This window comes from Streptomyces sp. NPDC058691 (assembly GCF_042714775.1).
Classification (GTDB): Bacteria; Actinomycetota; Actinomycetes; order Streptomycetales; family Streptomycetaceae; genus Actinacidiphila.
The window spans coordinates 23,470-45,084 of record NZ_JBHXSO010000003.1 but is presented as its reverse complement, the minus strand read 5'-3'; the positions used below and the strand labels follow the sequence as shown (position 1 = coordinate 45,084).

The window sequence follows — 21,615 nt, the reverse complement described above, 5'->3', positions numbered from 1 at the left end:
ACGGGTCCCGCGTCGCGCCCCTGGTCGCACTCGTCACATGGGCGAAACGCGGGCGGCGATGGTCCGCGCGCAGTCCATGGACTCCGTTTGTGTCGTGTCCACTTCGAGGTCGTAGATCACTCCGCGGTGCACCAGGCCGGCCTGCGCGACCGCCATTCCCGGCACGCGGTCGCCGCGCGCGGTCTCCCGCCCCTCGGCCACCACGGGGGCGCAGCGCACCCCGACCCACAGCACGTCCAGCCCGTCCAGGGCCCGCCGCCAGCGGTCCTGCGACACCGCCCCGCCGAGGAACACCTCGTCCACGATCACCCGCGCCCCCGACCGTGCCATCTCCCCGATGCCCCGCGCCCAGGCCTCGTCCAGCGCCCGGAACTCCGCTCCGACCGTGACCTCGCCGTCGGCGCCGAAGGCGATGCCGGGTCCCGATTCCGAGGCGCGCAGCGCGGCCGGCAGCCCCTCGACCAGGGTGTCGACGCCGAAGGTGAGCCAGGTCTCCGGGAGCAGCAACGCCTGGAGGCAGCGCGCGATGCCGGACTTGCCCGAGCTGGAGCCGCCGTTGAGAACGATCACGCGGGGAGCCATCGTCCCAGGCTAGGTGCCCTGCGCCGCGGTAGGCGACTCAATTGCCGCCCGGTGTCCGGGGGGAGAGCCGGCGTAGCCGTTCCGCCTCCTCCGGCCGCAGGTTGGGGTCGGAGAGCCGGGCGGCGACCGCCTCGGCCAGGCGCGGGGCCGGGTCCACGGCGCACTCCTTGAGGAAGCCGCGCAGCAGGACCCGGACCCCGGCCCGCTGCGTCCTGCCGAGCACGACCCCGCGCAGCACGGCCACGGTCAGCGCGGCGTCGGCGGCCGGATCGCCGGCCGCGGCGGTACGCCAGTCGATGACCACCGGTCCGCCGGGGGTGAGAACCACGTTCTCGGGGTGCAGGTCCAGGTGGAGGACGCGGTCGTCGCCGTCCCCGCCGGCGGGGAAGCGCCGCGGCAGCCAGTCCGGGGCCGCGACGTGGTGCAGCGCGGCCTGGAGGCGGCCCAGCGTGCGTCCGTGCGCGTGGGCGAGCCAGGGGCGGCGGCCGAGGTCCTGCGCCATGGTGGGACCGGTGAGCCGGTCCATGACCATGTCGGAGTCGGTCACCTCGTGGACGCGGGGCACGGGGCAGCCCCGCGCGGCGAGGTACGCCATGAGGCGGGCCTCCTCGCGGGCCGGTCCGCCGTGCCGGTAGCGGCGCAGTACGCGGGAGCCGTCGAGGGCGAAGACGTCCGCGTCCCGGCCGCGGCCGATCAGTTCCACAGGGCGGCGGCGAGCCCGGCGGCCGTGGCGACCTCTCCGAAGCGCGGGAGGTCCTGGGCCACGGCGGCGCTGTGCTCCTCGGCCGTCAGGGCGGCCATCGCGTCCTCGGCGAAGTGGAGTTCGTAGTCGTGGTCGGCGGCGGCCCGCGCGGTCGACTCCACCCCCATGTTGGTCGCGACGCCGCACAGCACCAGGGTGTCGATGCCCTGCCCGCGCAGCAGTTCGTCCAGACCAGTGCGGTGGAACGCGCCGACCGTGCGCTTGACGACCACGGTGTCACCGTCCTCGGCCAGGCCCGCCACCAGGTCACTGCCGGGCGGCTGCTCGTCGACGCCCGGGCGCTCGACCCGTACGAGGAACACCGGCGCCCCCGCCTTGCGGAACGCCGCGGCGAGCGCCGAGGACGCGGCGACGACCTCGCGTCCGGAGTGCGGGGCCAACGGCAGGCCCACGATGCGGTCCATCAGATCGATCACGAGAAGTGCCGTGCGCTGCGGGTCGAGACGCGTCATGGCCACACCCTAAGGACACTCGCCCCGGCCCGCCCCGGTGACGTCGAAATCGGCGGCCGGAGGCGCGTATTCCGTGGTGACGGGCCCAGAGCGCCGCGCTCGGCCGCCGCGTGGCCGGGGGTGCGGCGGGCGCCGGCTCACCCGGGTGGCGGCGGCCCGCGCTTCTTCTCCCGGCGGCCGGGGGTCCCGACACCCCGGAGGGTGAAGCGGGCATGAACCGGTACCGGGGCCGGGCAGGTTCTCCCATGACCTGTCCGGGCCCCGGCACCCTCGCTAGGCTGGCCCGGACGACGCAGTCGGGAGGAGAGCGGACGTGGCCGAGAGCACGATCGGATCGCCGTTGGCGGGCGGGACGAAGCCGCAGCTGGATCTGGTGAACGCCGAGTGGCAGTCGAGCAGCCAGGGGACGGGCGATGTGCAGATCGCCTTCGTCGAGGGCTACATCGCGATGAGAGACGGCCGCAACCCGGAGGGTCCCTCCCTGGTCTTCACGCCCGCGGAGTGGCGCGCCTTCGTTCTCGGCGCCCGTGACGGCGAGTTCGACCTGACGTAGCGGGCCGCTTCCGGGCCGGGCGCCAATGCGGCGGCCCGCTCCGTGGACGACGGCGAGCCGCCGGCTCACCCGGGTGGGCGGCGCGATCCGCGCATCGCGACCGCCCGTCCCCACGGGAACCCCGTGGGCCACCCGGTCGAACTCCAGTCCCCACGGCCTGAGAAGCCGTCATGCGACCGCGGGGCCGTCACCGCGCCCCCGCCCTGATCGTTCTTGACGGTCCGTCATGCCGATCTGTAAGCTCGCGCCGTGGTGTTCCGTCCGTCCGAACCACCACTGTGTCCAACGCCCTTGAGTGCGGCACGGCGTTTCTTCCGTATTACGCCTGCGCCGACGGAACATTCGGGTGGTTCTGCCGCGTGATGGCGTGCGATGACGTGTGATGACGTGCCATGTCGAAAGAAGCCGATCACGGCGCGGACGATAGCGAACAGGCGGCACCAGTTCACCTCTATCCACTCACCCAGCGTTCCCGTGGGCGTACGCTGAGATGTCACCGGACAGGCGTCCGATCGTCTACGGCAACGGCGTGCTCCGGCGCGCGCCGGGTCAGGGCCACGAGGGCCATCAGGGCCAGGGGGTGCACACATGACACAGCGCACGCCGAAGTCCCGGCGGCCACTGCTCGAGCGCGAAGCGGAACTGGTGGCCGTCGACGAGGCGCTGGCCGAACTCACCGGCATCAGGGCCGACGGGGCCCAGCAGCACGTCGGCCCGCGCCGCGGCGGACTGCTCGCGGTGGCGGCCCCGGCCGGCCTCGGCAAGACGACCCTGCTCACCGAGACCCGACGCCGGGCCTCCGCGCTCGGCTGCACGGTGCTCTTCGCCCGCGGCGGCGACCAGGAGCAGGGCGTGGCCTTCCACGTCGCCCGCCAACTGCTGCAGCCCCAGCTCGCCGGCGCCGGCGAGGCGGAACTCCGCAACACGCTGGGCAGTTGGTACGGCATCGTCGGCCCCGCGCTCGGCCTGTGCACCGCCGAGGGCGGCGCGCCCCCCGACCCCCAGGGCATCGGCGACGGACTCGACTGGGTCCTCACCCACATCGCCGTGCGGCGCGCGCCCGTGGTCCTCGTCCTCGACGACGCCCACTGGGCCGACCCCGAATCCCTGCGCTGGCTCTCCTCGTTCGCGCCCCGCGCCGAGGAACTGCCCATGCTCGTCGTCGTCGCCTACCGGCCCGACGAACTCCCGCCCACGGCTGAGGCGTTCCGCGGTCTGCCCGACCGCTCCGGGAGCCGTCCGCTCGGCCTGGAGCCGCTGAGTGCCGCGGCCATCGGGCAGTTGGTGCGCGCCACGGTCGGCGACCACGCCGACGACGCCTTCTGCCGTGAGTGCTGGGCCGTCACCGCCGGAAACCCCTTCGAGGCCGTGGAGCTCACCGCCAAGGTCGTCGACCGGCGGCTGAACCCCGAGGAGTCCAGCGCCCACCTGCTGCGCGACCTGGCGGCCGCCGCCAAGGGCAGCGGACTCATCGCCCGGCTGGAACGGCTCGGCGCCTCCACCGTGCGCATGGCCTGGGCCGCCGCCGTCCTGGGCACGTCCATCTCCCCGGCGATCGCCGCCAGTGTGGCGGGCCTCGGCGGCGAGGAGGCGGCCGACGCGGCGGACCGGCTGCGCAAGGCCCGCATCCTCACCGGCAGCGACATCCTGGAGTTCGTCCACCCGCTGATCGCCACCGCCGTCTACCGGGCGATCCCCGACGCGATCCGCGTCGCCCTGCACGGGCAGGCCGCCTGGTCGGTCGTCGACGCCGGCCTCGGGCCCTCCGTCGCCGCCCGGCACCTGCTGGAGACCCATCCCGAGGGCGACCCCTGGGTCGTCGCGCAGCTCCGCCAGGCCGCCCGCGACACCACGCGCGCGGGCGCCCCCGACGCCGCCCGCCGTTATCTGGCCCGCGCGCTGCGGGAACCTCCCGCCTACGACGACCGGGCCGCGGTCCTCTTCGAACTCGGCTGCTCCTCACTGCTCAGCGAGCCCGCCACCACCGTGAACCACCTCCGCGCGGCGCTGGAGGAGCCCATCGCCGACGCCGGGCTGCGCGCCGCGATCATCTACCGGCTCTCCCAGGCCCTCGCCCACTCCGACCGGCTGGGCGAGGCCGCCGACACCGTGGGGCAGGCCGCCCGCACGGCCGGCAACGCCCGTACCCGCCTGCGCATGCAGGAAGAGCAGTTCATGTGGGACGCCTTCCGCAGCGACGAGCCGGACTCACCCGCCCGCTCCCGCCGGCTGGCCCGCCTGGCCGACCGGCTGACCGGCCGCGACCTCACCGAGCGGTACATCATCGGACTGCGCGCCTGGGACGCCACCTTGCGCGGCGAGCCCGCCGAGAGCGCCCTGCGCCACTCCGACCGCGCCCTGACCGGCAGCCTGCCCTGGGCCAGCGAGGACTTCGGATTCGAGGTACCCGTCCTCGTCGCGATGACCTACATGTACGCCGACCGGCCGGGCCGCGCGGAGGAGCTGTTCGCCGTCGGCATCGGTGACTACGAGCGCCAGGGCTGGCGCGGCGCCCATCTCGCCTTCGGCTACTCCCTCCTCGGCTACGTCCGCTACCGGCGCGGCCGCCTCGCCGAGGCCGAGGACTTCGCCCGCGACGGCCTGCGACTGGCGGACCGCGTCGGCCGGGGCACCCCCGTGCTCTGGTACAGCGTCGCCATCCTCATCACCATCCTGGTGGCCCGGGGCCGGGTGACCGAGGCCACCGCCCTCGCCGAGGAGTATGAGTTCGGCGAGCCCTTCCCGGCGGCCGTCACCTTCCCCGACGCCCAGACCGTCTACGGCGAGCTGCTGCTCGCGCGCGGCTTGGTCAAGGACGCCATCACGCAGCTGAGCACGGTCGGCCGGCGCCTCGACCCGCGCGGCATGCGCAACCCCGCATGGAGCCCGTGGCAGCTCCACCTCGCGCTCGCCGAGGCGCAGGACACCCCCGACCGGGCCCGTGCCACCGCCGCGGAGGCCGTCGAACGCGCCCGCCAGTACGGCACCGCCTCCACCATCGGCCAGGCGCTGCGCGTGGCCGCCGAGGTGGCCCCCGAGCCCGAACGGCTCAAACTGCTCCAAGAGGCCGTCAGCCATCTGGAGCGGTCGCCCGCCGGCTACGAACTGGCGCGGGCCCTGGTCGACCACGGCGCCGCCCTGCGCCGCGAGGCCCATCTCCAGGACGCGGCCGAGCAGCTCTACCGCGGACTGGAGACCGCCGTTCACTGCGGCGCCGACGCCCTCGCCGAGCGCGCCCGTGACGAACTGGCCGCCGCCGGACTGCGCCCCCGCCGGCTGCGCGCCACCGAGACCGACGCCCTCACCGCGCAGGAGCGGGCGGCCGCCGCCCACGCCGCCCGGGGCGCGGACGAGGCCGACATCGCGGCCGCGCTCGGCGTCGACGGCGACACCGTCACCCGCCTGCTCTCCGCGGTCTACCGCAAGATCGGCACCGACCGCGCGGGCCTGCCGCGAGCCCTGTCGGTGTAGGACGGCGGCCCCGGGCACGTGCGCGGCCCGGGGACCGTACGATGGGCGCATGTCGTTCCTCCGCCGCCGCAGTGCCGCAACGCCCACAGGGCCGGAATTCGACGTCCTGGCCATGGACCCGGGCGACTGGCCGGGCGAACTGGGCGCCGGGCTGCTGCCCGGAGAGGACGGCAGCTGCCAGGGCATCTTCCTGCGCTACGACCTGTTCGGCGGCCGCGGTCCCGCCATGCTGATCGGCAACCTCCCCGAGGGCTCGCCGGCACGCGACCTCGAAGAGGGCCAGCCCCCCTTCGAGGTCGCCCAGCTGCTCGCCGCGCTCGGCAACGAGGAGCCGGTCGAGGTCGTCGGCACCGAGGACACCCCGGTCATGCACGGTGACAACCTGCTGATCGTCCGCAGGATCAAGCTGTCCGAGGGACGCGTGTCCTGCACCCAGTTCGACCGCAGCGACGGTGTGCTGGTCACCATCGCCACCTGGGACCGGCCGATCACCGACGACCTCTACCAGTTGCTCAAGCCCCTGCCCGCGGAAATGTTCCAGCAGCAGGGCTGAACCCGGTCTCCGACGGCAGCACGGTCACGTCCTCGGCCTTCACATAGGCCACCCGGTGACCGAACTGGATCTCGTAGTAGACCTGTCGGCCGCGCACCACCACATGCTGCGAGGCGTCGAAGGTGACCGCGCGGAAGTACTCGCCGCGCGTCGCCTGCCCGACCACATACCGTTGGCCGGCGAGCAGTTTGTACGGCAGCGGTGAGTCCGGCTGTACCGGCACCCCGGCCGGATAGGCGGCCGCCTCCGGGTAGGCACGCCCGTACACGGGCACATCGGTCCGCCCGTCCTTCGGGGTGACCACCCAGCCGCGGCCGTCGGCGGCGGTCGGCTCGGTGAGCGGGTTGCGGAACCACGCCTCCTGCCCGAGGTACCAGATCGCCGTCCAGTCGCCCCGTCGCTCGGCGACGGCGTACTGCTGGCCCGTGGACGCACGGGCGCCGGTGTCGTTGACCCCGGTCGTCGAGTCGCCGGCCGGGTGCAGGCCGGTGTCCTTCACCAGCGGGGCGTCCTCGCGGGGCTCGGTGTACAGCCGGACGGCCTCGGAGCCGCGGACGGGACAGGTGTCGCCCGCCGTCGCGCAACCGGTGTAGACGGGGCGGTTGCCGTCGTAGTCGGGGGCGATCGTCACCAGGCCGCCGGCGGGGCCCGAGGTGGCGTGGAAGGGCGCGCCCATCAGCTCGAACCAGTGCGCCCAGTCCCAGTAGGGACCGGGGTCGGTGTGCATGCCGGCGATGTACGCGGAGGTGGTCCCGGGGACGTTGTCGTGGCCGAGGATGTGCTGCCGGTCCAGCGGGATGTCGTACCGGTGCGCGAGGTAGCGCACGAGGCGCGCCGACGCCCGGTACATCGCCTCGGTGTACCAGGTGCCCGGGTCGGTCAGGAAGCCCTCGTGCTCGACGCCGATCGACTTGGCGTTGACGTACCAGTTGCCGGCGTGCCAGCCGACGTCCTTGGTCCTCACGTGCTGGTCGATGTGGCCGTCCGCCGAGCGGACGGTGTAGTGCCAGGCCAGGTAGTCGGGCTTCTGCACCAGTTGGAGCGAGGTGTCCCAGGTGGCCTCGGTGTCGTGGACGACGATGTAGTCGATCGACTGGTCGTGGGGGCGGTCGGCGAGGTCGTGGTTGCCGTAGTTCTTGTCGCCGTACTCCGTGTAGGGCGCGGGCAGCCACTCGCACGCCACCGTCCGCGGGCACTCGGTCCCGTCCCGGTCGACGTCGTGGAGTCCCAGCGCGTGGACCTGGGCGGTGTCCGGGGCCAGTCCGGGGTGTGCCTCCAGGGCCACCTCCGCGCCGTCGTCCGTGGTGCGCCGGGCGCCGTCCCGGATCACCTGGAAGACGTCGTCGGCGAAGGAGGCGGCGGTCGCGGTGTCGTCGGCGCCCGAGTAGCGGGCGACCGCCCCGTACCACTGTGCGGGGTCCGAACTCAGCGCCGCACCGAGGGACTTCTGCGCCTGGGCGAGCAGGGCCGCGCCGCCCTCGACGTTCGCCGCGGCGCGCTCGCGCAGATCGGCGGCGCTCAGGCCCGTGAGCCGGGCGGCGCGGTCGAGCGTGGTCAGCGTCGCGGGCAGTGAACGCGTCGCCCGGGCGGTCAGGGCGGTCAGGGCGGCGTCCTCGAGCGGTCGTTGCTCGTCGCCGCGCGGATCCTCCCCACCGTCACCCCGCTGGGGGAAGTCGGCGAGCGCGGTACGCGCGTCGGTCAGATGCATGGGCCCGTAGCCGGCGGTGACGCTGGGCAGCCCCCGATGGGTGTCCCACCGCGACTCGAGGTAGGAGACACCCAGCAGCACGCTCTCGGGTACGTGGTAGCGCTCGGCCGCGGCCGCGAAGGCCCGTTGCAGCGGGGCCCGGGTGCCGGGCGGTGTCGCGCCCGCGGCGGGCGAGGGTGGGAGCGCCGACAGCAACGCGCCCACGGCGACGCTCGCCGTGGCCGTGGTGACGACGTTCCGGTGCCGGCGTCTGGCGGGGTGGGGGGTGACTCCTCGCACTGCAGCCTCCTGTGTGACGCACGGGGCCGATCGGAAACCACAGAGGTATCCCGCGAGCCGATCATCCGTCAACTACCCGAGGAGGAGTGCGTTCGTGCATGTCAGCGCCCGTGTCGGTGCTTTCCTGACACGGGCGCCGTGGCCTGCGGTGCGTCAGTGGACTGGACCACTGGTGCCCGTTCGGTCCCGGCTGACGGGCCGTGTGCCCCGTCGTACGGCGGCGCCGGAGGACTCTCCCCTGGCCTCCGGGTCCACGGCGGCGGCGCGCGGCCACCGGCCGGGGGCGGAACCGCCCCGCACCGCCCCGCAGGTCACCTCGTGCCGACGGCGGCCCGTACGGCCCGCCGGGCGAGCCCCGCGTCGTCGTGCAGCCGGCGCAGCAGCAGCCGCTGCTCCTCACCGGCCTCCGCCGCGCCCGGACCGGCCGGGACGGTGCCGCGCATGGTGCGCTGCATGGCGGTCTCGTAGGTGCGGATCTCCCGGGTGGTGACCAGCATCAGATTCACCAGGAAGGCGTCACGCGCGATCGGTCCCGCGGCCTGGGCCATCTGGCTGATCTGGCGCCGGGTCATCGGGTCGTCGCCCAGTATCATCCACAGCACCGCGAGGTCGTAGCCGGGCAGGTACCAGCCCGCGTGCTCCCAGTCGACCAGCACCGGGCCGGCCGGGGAGAGCAGGACGTTCGACAGCAGGGCGTCGCCGTGGTTGAACTGCCCCTGGACGTGGGCCAGGCCGTGCAGCAGCTTCTGCAGGTCGCCCATGTCGCGGTCGGTGAGCAGACCCAGCTCGTGGTAGCGGGAGAGCCGGGCCGCGTAGTCGACGGGGGCGTCGAAGACGCCGGCCGGCGGCCGCCACATGTTGAGCCGGGAGATCGCGCCGAGCGCCATGCGCACATCGGCGCGCGGCGGTGCCTCGGAGGGGTGCCGCTGCAGGGCGGCGACCCGTCCCGGCATGCGCTCCAGGACCAGCGTGCAGCTCTCGGGGTCGGCGGCGATCAGCCGGGGCACCCGGACCGGCGGCCGGTGCCGCACGAACGCCCGGTACGCGGCGATCTCGTGCCGGTACCGCTCCACCCAGCCGGGGGAGTGGTCGAGCAGGCACTTGGCCACGGCGGGCGCCCGCCCGGAGGTGCCCACGAGCAGCACCGAGCGGCTGCTGCGGCGCAGCATCTGGACAGGGGTGAACTCCGGGGCGATGCGCTGCACAGAGGCGATGGCCGAGCGCAGCTGGGCGCCCTGTGGGCCGGTCAAGTCGAGCCTCCCGCTGAGCGGATGGGAGACACCGCCCGGGGCACCCCGTCGCGGGGCGGGAAGCACGGGTCGCGGACGTACGGCGGTCCCTGTCCCGGCGAACCCCGGGAGCTGAGTCGGCCGGGGCGGTGCGGACACGGAGGACGATGCTGAATACATGAGGGGGAGACAGATCCCTTCGTGTGCCAACGAGCTCTTGACGAGGTGGCGGGCCGGCGCGTGGGGCGGAGCCGGATTCCAACCGGGGCCGGTCCCGCATCCTGGGGAATGCGGGTCCGGGCCGGCGGTCCGTTCCTTCCACGCGCCGTGTGCCCCTCGCGGACAAGTACGCATCGGCATCTCAAGGTGTTCAACGCTGATCGGCGTTTTTCGAAAGATGCTCGATTGCGACCGTTCGCGAGCCGACTGGTGCCGGGCCGGGTGGCGCGTTCTTACTTGACCACTGATTGCGGGTGGCAGACCATCTGGCGAACCCTGGCGAACCCTGGCGAATGCTCGCGGCGGCTGTGACCGGCCATTAGTGTCAAGAGTGCCGAGGAACCTGGGGGCTTGAATGGACAAGGAAGCCAACACACGGCTCGCGGACCTGTTCGCACTCACCGGATGGTCCAAAGGAGAGCTCGCGCGATTGGTCAACCGGCAGGCGGCGGCCATGGGCCACCCGCAGCTGGCGACCGACACCTCGCGCGTGCGCCGCTGGATCGATACCGGGGAATCCCCGCGCGAACCCGTCCCGAGCGTGCTGGCCGCACTGTTCACCGAGCGCCTCGGCCGTGTCGTAACCATCGAGGATCTCGGGTTCGGCCGGCATCGGCGTACGGGGAAGAAGCAGGCCGTCAGCGCCGACGGACTGCCCTGGCCACCGGAGCGAACAGCCGCGGTCCTCACCGAATTCACGGGAATGGACCTCATGCTCAACCGACGCGGTCTGGTGGGCGCGGGCGCCGCGCTCGCCGCGGGCTCCGCAATCAGCAACGCCATGTACGACTGGCTCCACACCGATCCGGCGATCACCGCCGGGCCACAGATCACAGGTGACCCCTTCACCGCCGACGCCGCCTCCTACGACCGGTACGAGGCGGCCCCCATCGGCTCCCAGGAGATCGAGGCGCTGGAACGCTCGGTCGAGGTGTTCCGCGCCTGGGACGCGGCCCGCGGCGGCGGGCTGCAGCGCAAGGCGGTCGTCGGCCAGCTCAACGAGGTGGGCGGCATGCTCGCCTACCACCACCCCACGCACCTCACACGCCGCTTGTGGGGCGTGGCCGCCAACCTGGCGGTACTGGCCGGGTGGATGTCGCACGACGTGGGCCTGGAACCCACCGCCCAGAAGTACTTCGTGATCGCGGCGCACGCCGCCCGCGAGGGCGGCGACCGGCCGCGGGCCGGCGAGGCGTTGTCCCGCGCCGCCCGGCAGATGGTGCACCTGGGCCGTCCCGACGACGCCCTGGACCTGATGAAACTGGCGCAGTCCGGCTCGGGGGAGCAGACGCTGCCCCGCACCCGCGCCATGCTCTGCACCATCGAGGCCTGGGCACAGGCGTCCATGGGCCGGGGCCAGGCGATGCGCCGCACCCTCGGCGAGGCGGAGGACCTCTTCGCCTCGGACCGGGGCGACGTCCCACCGCCCAGCTGGATGCAGATGTTCGACGAGGCCGACCTGCACGGCATGCAGGCGCTGGCGTTCCGCACTCTCGCCGAGCACGAGCCGCTCGCGGCCCGGCAGGCGCAGATGCACGCCCGGCAGGCGCTGGAGTTGCGCGGCAAGGGCCGTGAGCGCTCCAACATCTTCGACTACATCTCGCTCGCCTCGGCCCTGTTCATCGCCGACGACCCGGAGCAGGCGGACCGTTACGCGCGACTCGCGCTGCTCACCATCCAGCAGAACTCCTCGGTGCGCACCTGGGACCGGCTGCGGGAGATGTACCGGCTCACGGCGCGCTATGCCGACTTCACCAAGATCCAGGACCTGCGCGAGGAGATCGAGAACTCACTGCCCAGCTCGCCGAAGCACCGGGGCACGGCCATCTGATCCACCCGCGCCGATCGCACCGTCCGCACCGCCGACCGGGTGCCCTGAACCGGGACCAGCCGACTCGACGCCGAACGAGCCGGCTCTCCCGAGCGTCCGGACACCCCTTCGGATGTGACCGCGAGCACGTGCGGCAGCAGCGCGCACAGATGTACCGGTGTACAAGCGGTGACCCGCTGCCGTGAACGTCGTCCGTGACCGGACGGCCACGTCGGTCAGTGGTTCACGGCGGTCAGTGGAACTTGGCGATGAGCACGCAGGCGTCGTCCTCGCGCTCGGGGGCGCCGAGTTCCTCCACCACGATCCGTACACACTCCTGAGGAGTGCGGGCCTGGGCGAACCTCGGGCCGAGCTCCAGCAACCGGCGCACTCCGGCGGGCGCGTCCGCGGCCGTCCCGCGACCCGGGCGGCGCGGCGTCAGCCCGTCGGTGTGCAGCACCAGCAGATCGCCGGGCAACACCCGCACGGTCGCCTGACCGTACTGCGCGCCCGCGGTGGCGCCGAGGAGCACGCCCTCCGGCGCCTCCAGCCGCTGCCCCGTCCCGTCGCGGAAGAGCAGCGGGGCGGGATGGCCGGCCTGCGACCACACCAGGCTGCGGTCGGCCGGGTCGTAGCGGCAGCACAGGGCGCTGCCCAGGGCGGGCTGGGCGGAACTGTCCAGCATCTGGTTGAGCCAGCCCATCAGCGGGCCGGGCTCCAGCCCGGCCACGGCCATGCCGCGCAGCGCGCCGAGCAGCATCGCCATGCCGGAGGTGGCGGACACCCCGTGCCCGGTCAGATCGCCGACGGTCAGCAGCGCCGAGCCGTTCGGCAGTTGCAGTGCGTCGTACCAGTCGCCGCCGATGAGGGCGCTGGTCGCGGACGGCAGGTAATGCGCGGCCAGGTCGACCGCGGGCGGGCCGCCGTCCTGCGGGAACCGCAGGGAGCCGCGCCACGGCGGCAGCACGGCTTCCTGCAGCTCGACCGCCAGCCGGTGCTCGGTCTGCGCGATCTGCCGCTCGCGCTGCAGCGAGTCACGGGTCTCACGCAGCGTTCGCTGGCTGCGGCGCAGTTCACTGACGTCGCGGAGCACCGCCCACATCGAGGCGGTGGCGCCGGCGGCGTCGAGCACCGGCTCGCCCACCATGTGCACCGTGCGCACCGCACCGTCCGGGCAGACGATGCGGAACTCGCAGTCGATCGGCCGGGCGTCCACCAGACAGCCGGTGACGGCCGTGCTGAGGACCGCCTGGTCCTCGGCGAAGAGGAACGAGGGCAGCTCGTCCAGGGTCAGCGGTCCGTCGTGGTGCTCCCGCCCGAAGATGCGGTACAGCTCGTCCGACCACTCGACACCGTCCGTGACCAGATCCCACTCGGCGCTGCCGGCCCGCCCCAGGGCCTGCACGGCGGCACGGCCGGGGGCGGGGACGGAGAGGAAGGTCTCGGGCGGCGCGTAGGCCGCGGTGTCACGGCTCTGCGCCGTACCCGTGTTCGTGGCGGCCGCGGCGGCGGGCAGCCCCTCGCGGAGCTGGCCGAGATGCTCGCCCAGGTCGTCCAGCTGGTGGACGGCCAGGTCGCACAGCGCGCGTTGCCAGCGCTGCTGCGGGTCCTCCGTGTCGTCGGCCGCGTCGCGGCGCACCGCGTCGACCTTGCCGCGCAACTGACGTGCCTGGGAGATGAGCGCGTCCACGGCACCGGGCTCCGGTTTCGCGGTGTCACGATCCTCATGCAAATGGGGCGGCATGACGCTCTCCGAACATGTCTCCGATGCGGACGCCGGCCGAACTGGGGCCGTACGGATGGGCCAGTCACGACTGTTGCACAAGGCGTGAGGGCCTGTAAGGGTTTCGGCGATACCCGATCCGGTGGTGCTTCCGGCATATGCCGGAAGCCTTGCGGCCCGGGACGTGTTCACCCTCCGCGGAATGGCCCGGTCCGGGTAAGCTTCGGCCCGTCGACCGCGGGGGCCCCCGCGGGCCGCCCCGGCCCTGGCCACAGGGTTTGAACCCGGGACGATCTGCGAAGATACCTCGCAGTCGGTAACGGGAAATCCCGTTGCCAACCTATCTCCCGCACCGGATGCTGACCTCATGTTCGACCCCGACATAGCGCCCAGCGGTACCCTTCTCGGCCTCCTCCAGCGAGGACGCGGAGACGGGACCCTGCATGCCCTCGCGGCGCAGCGAGCCGACGCGCTCGCCGCGCTGGAGCAGTGCGTCCTGCGCGACCCCCGCCACGACTGGCGCGTGGAGTCACGCTCCCTTTATTACGCGCGCCTGTACTCCGAGCTCGAGGGTCCGCTCGACGGCATCGAACAACACCTCTTCGACCCGGACGACCTCGGCGGCTCCGACGACGCCCCCGTCGGCACCACCGGTCCCGACGAGCACCGCTGCGGCCTCGCGCTGTCCGTGCTCGGCCACCTCGCCGGCTACGGCCGCCGCGACGCCGTGCTGCTGCTCCGCCGCTACGCCGCCACGGGCGGCAACTGGGAATGGGCGCTTGACGAGCTCGCGGTGCGTGACGACGACGAGTCGCTGAGGGCACTCGGTCCCGCGATCCTCGCCCGCTTCCCGCAGACCGCCGAGGGCGACGCGCGGCTGGCCGCCGCGCTGCGCGAGGCGTACGAGCCCCGGCCCTGGCGGCTGTGGGCCGAGGATCCGGACCCCGCCGTCTCTGACCGGGTGCGCAAGGCCTCGGAGCAGACCGCCTTCGACCGATGGCAACGCCAGATGCGGCCCGCCGGCCCGACGCCGGGGTGGAGCGTGCGCGCCGTGCTGGACTGGGCGGAGGAGGGCCTGGCCGCCAACCCGCCGCAGTACCGTGACGCGCCCGCCGCCCGCTGCCTCGCCGCCGTAGCCGGTCCCGACGACCGCGACGAACTGCTCGACGCCGCCCGCGGCGGTCCGGACGCCGCCCGTGCCGCGGCCCTGCGGCATCTCGCCGACCGTCAGGACCGCGCCGCCCTCGACCTCGTGGAGGCCGCGGCCGCCGGTCCCTCCGACCTCGTCGCCCGCGCCGCGCTGGAATCGTTCGCCCGCATGCGCAGCGTCGCCGCCCTCACCCGCGCCCGCGCCTGGTCCGCCCGCGACGACGCGCTCGGTGCCGCCGCGGCCCGTATGCTCGCCTGCCGCGGTGGCGCGCAGGACGCCGACCGCGTGCTCGGCGCACTGCGCCGCCTCGTCCAGCGCGAGGGGGCCGACGCCGACGGGCTGGCCGAGCTCGTCGAGGGCACCGGCCGACTCAGGATCGACTGCGCCGCCCCGGTGCTGCGCCACATCTACCGCGAGACCTCCTCCTCCCAGTTGCGCGGCGTCGCCGCCCACGCCCTCGCGCGCACCGACCCCTCCTTCGGGGCCGGCCTCGCCGTCGAGTGCCTCTGGGACTGCGAGGAGACCACCCGCGAGCTCGCCGCCCGCGCGGCGACCACCGCCGACGTCCGCGTCCTCGCCCAGCTCCGCCGGCTCGCCGCCGACCCCGCGGAGGAGGCCGAGGTCCAGACCGCGGTCCGCGGCCGCCTCAGCTCGGGCGAACCCGCCCGCTGACCGCGCCCGGACGCGTCTGGCGTCAGGCTGGGCAACGGGCTTCGCAACAGGCTTGGCGGGCACCGGTTTTCGGACACATCCGCGAGGCGTGGGAACTCGCGGGGAACCGGCGGCGTTCTCCTTCAACGGATGGCACTCGCAGAGCCGTTTCACCGTCGTGGCACGGCGCCTTCCGCGGCAGTCGATCACTTGGCCCCGGTTCGCGTAGGGACCGGCGCTTCGGGCGGAAGGCGCAGTGAGGGGCCAACGCTCACGGCCCGTTCCCCAAGGTGAAAGATCCACGTGGCCGGGAACACGCCCGGAGAGCCGACAACGTCCGTATGCGAGTAGCCATCGTCACAGAGTCCTTCCCTCCCGACGTCAACGGAGTGGCCCACTGCGCCCTGCGCACGGCCGAGCACCTGGCCCGAAAGGGCCATGAACCGCTGGTGATCGCGCCAGCAGGACCGCACGACGTACCACCCGGAGACGACCCGTGCCCGGTCGTCCGCGTACCGTCGCTGCCGCTGCCCGGCTACCCGCAGGTGCGGGTGGCGCTGCCGAGCCGCCGGACCGCCGCGGCGATCGCCGCGCACCGCGCGGAACTGGTCCACCTGGCCAGCCCGTTCATCCTGGGGGTGCGCGGCATGGCCGCCGCCACCCGGCAGCACATCCCGGCCGTGGCCGTCTACCAGACGGACCTGGCGGGCTACGCCCGTACGTACCTGAGCCTCGGTGAGAACACCGCGTGGCGCCGCATCCGCGCCGTGCACTCCGCGGCGGACCGCACGCTCGCCCCGTCGAGCGCGTCGCTGAACGACCTGGAGGCGCACGGCGTGCCGCGGGTCCACCTGTGGCCGCGCGGCGTGGACTCCTCGCGCTTCGACCCCTCGCACCGTGACGAGTCGCTGCGCCGTGAACTCGCCCCCAATGGCGAGGTGCTGGTCGGCTACATCGGCCGCCTCGCCCAGGAGAAGCACGTGGAGCTGCTGGCCGGCGCCTGCGGGCTGCCCGGCGTGAAGGTGATCATCGTCGGCGACGGGCCGAGCGCCCCGAGCCTGCGCGAGGCGCTGCCGGGCGCGGTCTTCCTCGGCCGGCGCACCGGCCACGACCTGGCGCGGATCTACGCGTCGCTGGACGTCTTCGCCCACACCGGCCCGTTCGAGACGTTCTGCCAGACGGTGCAGGAGGCCATGGCGAGCGGCCTGCCGGTGGTCGCACCCGCCGTGGGCGGTCCGCTGGACCTGGTGACGCACGGCCGCACCGGCCTGCTGGTGCCCCCCGGCGACGTGGACGCGGTCACCGAGGCCGTACGGACGCTCGCCTCCGCGCCCGCGATGCGCGACCAGTTCGGTGCCGCAGGCCGTGCCGACGTCGCCGCCCGCACCTGGGAGGCCGTCGGCGACCTGCTGCTCGGCCACTACGCGCAGGTGCTCGACGAGCGTACGGCGGTGGCCGCATGAACCGCCCCCTGCGCATCGTCCGGCTCGCCAACTTCGTCACCCCCACCTCCGGCGGCCTGCGCACCGCGCTGCGCCACCTCGGCGAGGGCTACGTCGCCGCCGGCCACGAATCCGTCCTGATCGTCCCCGGGGCCACCGGCTCCGACGAGATGACCTCCCAGGGCCGCGTCATCACCCTCCCCGGCCCGCTGGTCGCCGGCACCGGCGGCTACCGCGTGCTGACCGGACGCCCGCGCCTGGAGCGGCTCCTGGACTCGCTGCGCCCGGACCGCCTGGAGGTCTCCGACCGCACGACGCTGCGCTGGACCGGCGAGTGGGCCCGCCGCCGCCGGGTGCGCGCCGTCATGGTGAGCCACGAGAGTGTCGACGGTGTTCTGCGCACCTGGGGCATGCCCAGCGCCATGGCACAGAACGCCGCCGACCGCATCAACCGGCGCAGCGCGCACCACTACTCGCGCATCGTGTGCACGACGGGCTGGGCCGCGGCCGAGTTCGAGCGGATCGGCGCCCGCAACGTGGTGCGCGCACCGCTCGGCGTCGACCTGGAGAACTGCCACCCGTCGTACCACGACCCGGAGCTGCGGGCCCGGTACGCGGGCGGCGCGGAGATCCTGATGGTGATGTGCTCACGGCTGTCACCGGAGAAGCGTCCCGGCCGCGCGCTGGAGGCACTGGCGTACATGCGCAGCCAGGGCGTGGACGCGGTGCTCGTCGTCGCCGGCGAGGGGCCGATGCGGGAACGGCTGGAGGCGCGCGCCCGCGAGGCCCGGCTGCCGGTCTCCTTCCTCGGCCACGTCTCCGGCCGGCAGTCGCTCTCCGCGCTCCAGGCCACCGCCGATGTGGTCCTGGCGCCCGGCCCCGTGGAGACCTTCGGGCTGTCCGCCCTGGAGGCACTGGCCTGCGGCACCCCGGTCGTCGCCAGTGCCCTGTCCGCCCTGCCCGACATCCTGGGCCCTGCCGGGGCCGCCGCCACGGACGACGGCCCCGCCTTCGCCGACGCGGTCAGCCACCTGCTGTCCCGGCCCGAGCACGTCCGGCGCGCCGTCGCCCGCGCCCAGGCCGAACGGTACGGCTGGCCCACCGCGGTCAACGCCTTCCTCGCCGCCCACGACGCCGCCCCCGTGTACAGCCCGGAGGTCACGACATGACCACGGCGGGCACCGACGTACCCGTCACCGCGGAAATGCCCGGACCTCCGGCCTCCGTGGGCTCCGTCGCCGCCGTGCCGGTCGCTCCTCCGGTCACCGCGGGCATACCTGCCGCCGTGCCGGTCACGGTCACACCCGTCGTCCCGGTCGCCGCGCCCGCGCCCGCGTCGCCGGCCCGACCGTCCGTACCGTCCCTGGTGTCGAAGCTCGGCACACGGGAGGTGCGCTTCGTCGCGCTCGGCGACTCCCTCACCGCCGGGCTCGGCGACCCCGTCCCCGGCGGATGGCGCGGCTGGGCCGCGCTGCTGGCCGCCGGTCTCGCCGCGGAGCCCTCGGACGTACGGATGATCAACTGCTCGCGCAGCGGCGCCCTCACCAAGGACGTCGCCGAGGAGCAGCTGAAGGAGGCGCTCGGCCACCGCCCGCACATCGCGTCCGTGGTGGTCGGCGCCAACGACACGCTCCGCGGCTCATTCGACATCGTCACCGTCGCCCGGCGGCTCGACGCGGTCGTCGGTCAACTCCGCGCCCACGGCGCGGTGGTGCTCACCGCCTGCCTGCCCGACCCCGGGCGCATGCTGGGGCTGCCGTGGCCGCTGGCCCGCCCGCTGGGACGGCGCATGGCGGAGCTGAACGCGGTCGTGCACGCCCTGTCGGAGCGGTACGGGGCGGTGCACCTGCACGCCGCGCGCCACTCCTGGGTCGCCGACCGCACGTCGTGGAGCGCGGACCGGCTGCACCCGAGCGAGCTGGGACACCGCCTGCTGGCCCGCGAGTTCCACAACCTGCTGGTCGCGGAGGGACTGCCGGTCGGTGAGCCGCCGTCCACGGTCCCCGGCGGTCCCGGGCCCGGCGCCGCGGCGAGCGTGCTGTGGATGGCGACCAAGGGCACGCGCTGGGTGGTCGCCCGCTGCACGGACCTGCTGCCCGACCTGATGCGGCTGGCCGGCCAGGAGGCCCGGCACCGCCTCGCGGGCACCGACGGCCTGCTGGACCTGCGGTCCCGGCTCGCCACCGAGCTGGCGCTCGCACGCCTTTCGGGCATGACGCCGACGACGTGACGCGGGACCGCGCCCTCCGTCCCGGGCGGGCGCGGACCGGTCCGTCGGCTTCCGCGCAGGACCCGGCCGGGAGCGGCGCCCGAAAACCCCGGAAGGGACAGAAGGATGGAGAAGGAACAGAAGGCGTATGAGGCGGTAAAACGGCTGAAGCCACGGAAGACGGCGGAAGCGGCGGGGGGACAGACCGGCCGGTCCGCGTCGTTTCGGCCGATGTCGGTGGGACCGCCTAGTCTGTCTGCGTGACCACCACCGTTCCGCACCAGTTCAGCGGCGGTGTCCGGCCCGCGCCGGGACCCGCCGCCGACGAGGGCCTGGCCCGTCGGCTCAAGGCCCTGGCCTGCACCGCGCCGCTGCACGATCTCGACGTGCGCAAGGCCAACCTGGCGGGCGAGTACTCGGTGTACGCGATGGCGGAGGTCGCCCTGGCCGCCATCGATCTGGTCACGCTCAACATGGACTTCGACACCGGGGCCGACCACGACCAGATAATCTCCCGGCTGATGCCCCGCGTCGCCGCCCAGGCACCGGGCCGTTCCGTCGCCGAGCACGAGCGCGTGGCCCGCTGGGTGCTGGAGAACCTGATCAACGTCGGCAGTGTCGACCGCGGCTTCCGTGCCGTTTACGGCACTTTCGGGCCCGACGGGTCCTATGTCCGCCGGGATTACGACTTCAAGCTCGTCGAGGAGGTCCCGGGCCGCGACGGCACGGTCTACCTGCGCACCACGGACGAGGCCGTCAACGTCCTGGTCGGCGCCCTCGACACCGACGTCACCAGCGCCCAGATCGCGGCCGAGGTCAAGCTGGAGGTGCTGGTCAACCGCGGCCGGCTCGCCGACGCCCAGCTCGCCGCCGAGCAGGCCCGCTATCGCACCGTCCAGTACGCCGAGTCGCTGCGCCGCGCCCTGGACGCCACGCGCCGCAACGTCCGCGCCGTCGACTGGCTGCGCACCGTGCCCGACATGATCGACGAGGCGCTGGACCACGTCGCCGACCGCTACCGGCACGAGAACGCGATCCTCACCAACATCCGCAAGGCCCGCGACGAGGCCGAGGACCCGGAGAACAAGCGCCGCGCCGCCGAACTCGTCGACATCGTCAAGGACTGCATCCGCCGCCACACCCAGCTCCAGTCGCGGCTGCTGGAGGCCGGCCCCATCTTCCGCGCCGAACAGGACCGCCAGGCCTTCGCCGCCCCGCGCGGCAGCGCCCTCGTCGGCGTGCTCGACCTGTACGGGCAGCTGGTCGCCCCCGTCCTCCCGCTCCCCGTCGAACGGGCGCTCCGCGTCACCGACGCATGGTTCGCCCGGGGCACCGGCTTCCGTACGGCCGCGTCCGTGCGCGTCACCGACCTGGTGGATGCGCTCCTGACCCCGCCGCTGGAACGTGAGCACCTGGGCGCGGAGATGCCGGAGCCCGACCTCATCGCCACCCCGGACGACAGCCGTTTCAGCGACGAGCAGCTGGAGTCCGCGCTCGATCTGCTCGACCTCCCGCACGACGCCCCGCGCCGGCTGTCCGGCCTGCTGGCCGAGGCCCGCCGCCGCGACCCCGAACTGCCCTACCTGGTCGCCCTGCTGGCCGTGCACGCCGCCAGCCCGCCGGTCGGCACGGCCTACCGCCAGGGCGAGGAGCGCCTGCTGTTCGCCGTCGACGACGGCACCGAACTGGACGACCCCGAGTTCGGCGGAGCCGACCTCATCGTGGGAACCGCCCGGCTGGACGCGGCCGGGATGGCGGCGGAACGCTCGGAGGTGGCGTGACGGCCTCACCCGCCCCGGGCCGCCCCGGCGCCCGACCGACCGCACACCGCACCACCGCCCGTCCCCAGGAGACCACCCCGTGAGCGACCACCGCGAAGGCGAGAGCGCGCCACCGCCCGCACCCGCCGCCGGCCCGGCGGCCGTCACCCCCGCCGACGCCGCGGACGCCGCCCGCCTGGTGGCCTTCGGACTCCAGCCGAAGCTGCTGCCCGCCCGCGACGCCGAGTACGCCGAGCTGATCCGCCGCTACCGCGAGGACCCACCCTTCGCCCGGCTCGCCGACGCCGTCGCGACCGGGCTCGGCCTGGTCGTGCTGGAGGTCTCGCCGCGCGCGGGCATGGCGATGGCCGCCGGCGAGGACTCCGTCTTCGCCGTCCGCATGGGCGACTACTCGCGCCGCGCCGCCTCCGACGCCGGCGACCGCTTCCTGCACGGCCTGGCCCATCTGGCCACCGCGGCCATGTCGTTCCCCCGCCCGGAGGACCTGGCCGACGACGCCTACATCGGCCGGGTCACCGTCAACGGCATCGACGGCTTCCTGCGCCAGGCCTGCCGCCGCCTGGAGGAACGTGCCGAGCAGCAGGGCGAGAACACCGACCCGGCCAGCGACGCCCCCGGGCTGGAGGCCGCCTGGCGCGTGTATGTGCGCCGCAGTGCGACCGGCGCCACCAAGGACGCCCGCCGGCTGGCCGGTTCCACCACCGGCATCGTCGGCAAGGCGGTGGCGTTCCTCGTCGACTCCGGCTTCCTGCAGCGCACGGGCGACGAGTCCGGCGGCACCTTCCGCACGACCGCCCGCTACCAGTTGCAGGTCCGCGACATGGCCGGCAGCGCCGCCATGGCCGAGCTCCTGGACCTGGGCATCGTCCCGCCGGCCGACGAATCCGCCGCGCTGCTGCCGCCCGAGGACGGCGAGGACCTGGACCTCGTCGCCGGCGCGGGCCTGCCCTTCCACTCCTGAGCCCCGGCCCGCCTCCCCGACCACCGATCCCTGATCCGCCGGGATCCCGTCCCGGCACCCGTCCCCCGATCCCTGACCA

Annotated in this window: 16 protein-coding genes; 10 read left to right on the top strand and 6 right to left on the bottom strand. The window is 74.0% G+C overall.

The window, feature by feature from the left end; genetic code table 11:
- Positions 1-33: 33 nt before the first annotated feature.
- Genes cpt through ACFWVC_RS02910 form a run of 3 tightly spaced genes read right to left on the bottom strand, consistent with a single transcriptional unit; the run spans position 34 to position 1,797 of the window.
- Positions 34-582: a chloramphenicol phosphotransferase CPT gene (gene cpt / locus ACFWVC_RS02920; protein ID WP_384275219.1), complete on the bottom strand. Its 549-nt coding sequence runs from the start codon at positions 580-582 to the stop codon at positions 34-36.
- A gap of 37 nt (positions 583-619) precedes the next feature.
- Positions 620-1,285, bottom strand: coding sequence for a phosphotransferase (locus tag ACFWVC_RS02915; protein WP_384275212.1), 666 nt, complete (start codon positions 1,283-1,285; stop codon positions 620-622).
- Positions 1,276-1,797, bottom strand: coding sequence for an isochorismatase family protein (locus tag ACFWVC_RS02910; protein WP_384275204.1), 522 nt, complete (start codon positions 1,795-1,797; stop codon positions 1,276-1,278). Before ACFWVC_RS02910 ends, ACFWVC_RS02915 begins: the two co-directional genes overlap by 10 nt.
- Before the next feature lie 313 nt (positions 1,798-2,110).
- On the opposite strand from ACFWVC_RS02910, the gene ACFWVC_RS02905 reads away from it, so the two are divergent.
- The 3 genes from ACFWVC_RS02905 (at position 2,111) to ACFWVC_RS02895 (ending at position 6,374) form a co-directional block, all read left to right on the top strand.
- Complete coding sequence (locus ACFWVC_RS02905) at positions 2,111-2,350, top strand: DUF397 domain-containing protein (protein ID WP_384275196.1); 240 nt, start codon at positions 2,111-2,113, stop codon at positions 2,348-2,350.
- A 588-nt stretch (positions 2,351-2,938) separates the two neighbouring features.
- Positions 2,939-5,821: an ATP-binding protein gene (locus ACFWVC_RS02900; protein WP_384275188.1), complete on the top strand. Its 2,883-nt coding sequence runs from the start codon at positions 2,939-2,941 to the stop codon at positions 5,819-5,821.
- 49 nt (positions 5,822-5,870) lie between these two features.
- The gene (locus ACFWVC_RS02895) at positions 5,871-6,374 is read left to right on the top strand and encodes a hypothetical protein (protein ID WP_384275181.1); all 504 of its coding nucleotides are present in this window, start codon (positions 5,871-5,873) and stop codon (positions 6,372-6,374) included.
- Here the strand turns inward: ACFWVC_RS02895 and ACFWVC_RS02890 are convergent.
- Positions 6,334-8,361 carry an N-acetylmuramoyl-L-alanine amidase gene (locus tag ACFWVC_RS02890; RefSeq protein WP_384275175.1) on the bottom strand — a complete coding sequence of 676 codons (2,028 nt, stop codon included), beginning with the start codon at positions 8,359-8,361 and terminating at the stop codon, positions 6,334-6,336. The two genes, ACFWVC_RS02895 and ACFWVC_RS02890, sit on opposite strands and share 41 nt — an antisense overlap.
- A 311-nt stretch (positions 8,362-8,672) precedes the next feature.
- A complete protein-coding gene (locus ACFWVC_RS02885; RefSeq protein ID WP_384275170.1) occupies positions 8,673-9,770 on the bottom strand; it encodes an aminoglycoside phosphotransferase family protein in 1,098 nt (365 codons plus the stop codon).
- Between the two features lie 394 nt (positions 9,771-10,164).
- Here ACFWVC_RS02885 and ACFWVC_RS02880 point away from each other — a divergent pair, with 394 nt between their 5' ends.
- On the top strand, positions 10,165-11,640 hold the full coding sequence (locus ACFWVC_RS02880) for a hypothetical protein (RefSeq protein WP_384275167.1): 1,476 nt from the start codon (positions 10,165-10,167) through the stop codon (positions 11,638-11,640).
- Positions 11,641-11,872: 232 nt separating this feature from the next.
- Here ACFWVC_RS02880 and ACFWVC_RS02875 read toward each other — a convergent pair whose 3' ends face one another.
- Entirely contained in the window at positions 11,873-13,363 is a 1,491-nt protein-coding gene (locus ACFWVC_RS02875; RefSeq protein WP_384275164.1) for a PP2C family protein-serine/threonine phosphatase, read from the bottom strand.
- Between the two features lie 346 nt (positions 13,364-13,709).
- Between ACFWVC_RS02875 and ACFWVC_RS02870 the strand changes: the two genes are divergently transcribed.
- The 6 genes from ACFWVC_RS02870 to ACFWVC_RS02845 all read left to right on the top strand — a co-directional run bounded on the left by ACFWVC_RS02870 (position 13,710) and on the right by ACFWVC_RS02845 (position 21,536).
- Positions 13,710-15,164: a HEAT repeat domain-containing protein gene (locus tag ACFWVC_RS02870; protein WP_384275161.1), complete on the top strand. Its 1,455-nt coding sequence runs from the start codon at positions 13,710-13,712 to the stop codon at positions 15,162-15,164.
- 320 nt (positions 15,165-15,484) lie between these two features.
- Positions 15,485-16,606 carry a glycosyltransferase family 4 protein gene (locus ACFWVC_RS02865; protein ID WP_384275154.1) on the top strand — a complete coding sequence of 374 codons (1,122 nt, stop codon included), beginning with the start codon at positions 15,485-15,487 and terminating at the stop codon, positions 16,604-16,606.
- Positions 16,603-17,754: a glycosyltransferase gene (locus tag ACFWVC_RS02860; protein WP_384275149.1), complete on the top strand. Its 1,152-nt coding sequence runs from the start codon at positions 16,603-16,605 to the stop codon at positions 17,752-17,754. Before ACFWVC_RS02865 ends, ACFWVC_RS02860 begins: the two co-directional genes overlap by 4 nt.
- The gene (locus ACFWVC_RS02855; protein ID WP_384275143.1) at positions 17,751-18,815 is read left to right on the top strand and encodes an SGNH/GDSL hydrolase family protein; all 1,065 of its coding nucleotides are present in this window, start codon (positions 17,751-17,753) and stop codon (positions 18,813-18,815) included. The genes ACFWVC_RS02860 and ACFWVC_RS02855 overlap by 4 nt, the downstream gene beginning before the upstream one ends.
- 239 nt (positions 18,816-19,054) lie before the next feature.
- Positions 19,055-20,575: a hypothetical protein gene (locus ACFWVC_RS02850; RefSeq protein WP_384275137.1), complete on the top strand. Its 1,521-nt coding sequence runs from the start codon at positions 19,055-19,057 to the stop codon at positions 20,573-20,575.
- Between the two features lie 79 nt (positions 20,576-20,654).
- Positions 20,655-21,536: a hypothetical protein gene (locus ACFWVC_RS02845; RefSeq protein WP_384275132.1), complete on the top strand. Its 882-nt coding sequence runs from the start codon at positions 20,655-20,657 to the stop codon at positions 21,534-21,536.
- The last annotated feature ends 79 nt before the right edge of the window (positions 21,537-21,615 follow it).

Bases quoted from the DNA above. Each gene is read 5' to 3' on its own strand.
- cpt (WP_384275219.1), bottom strand. From the start codon at position 582: ATGGCTCCCCGCGTGATCGTTCTCAACGGCGGCTCCAGCTCGGGCAAG.
- ACFWVC_RS02910 (WP_384275204.1), bottom strand. From the start codon at position 1,797: ATGACGCGTCTCGACCCGCAGCGCACGGCACTTCTCGTGATCGATCTG.
- ACFWVC_RS02900 (WP_384275188.1), top strand. From the start codon at position 2,939: ATGACACAGCGCACGCCGAAGTCCCGGCGGCCACTGCTCGAGCGCGAA.
- ACFWVC_RS02895 (WP_384275181.1), top strand. From the start codon at position 5,871: ATGTCGTTCCTCCGCCGCCGCAGTGCCGCAACGCCCACAGGGCCGGAA.
- ACFWVC_RS02885 (WP_384275170.1), bottom strand. From the start codon at position 9,770: ATGTATTCAGCATCGTCCTCCGTGTCCGCACCGCCCCGGCCGACTCAG.
- ACFWVC_RS02880 (WP_384275167.1), top strand. From the start codon at position 10,165: ATGGACAAGGAAGCCAACACACGGCTCGCGGACCTGTTCGCACTCACC.
- ACFWVC_RS02875 (WP_384275164.1), bottom strand. From the start codon at position 13,363: ATGCCGCCCCATTTGCATGAGGATCGTGACACCGCGAAACCGGAGCCC.
- ACFWVC_RS02870 (WP_384275161.1), top strand. From the start codon at position 13,710: ATGTTCGACCCCGACATAGCGCCCAGCGGTACCCTTCTCGGCCTCCTC.
- ACFWVC_RS02865 (WP_384275154.1), top strand. From the start codon at position 15,485: ATGCGAGTAGCCATCGTCACAGAGTCCTTCCCTCCCGACGTCAACGGA.
- ACFWVC_RS02860 (WP_384275149.1), top strand. From the start codon at position 16,603: ATGAACCGCCCCCTGCGCATCGTCCGGCTCGCCAACTTCGTCACCCCC.
- ACFWVC_RS02855 (WP_384275143.1), top strand. From the start codon at position 17,751: ATGACCACGGCGGGCACCGACGTACCCGTCACCGCGGAAATGCCCGGA.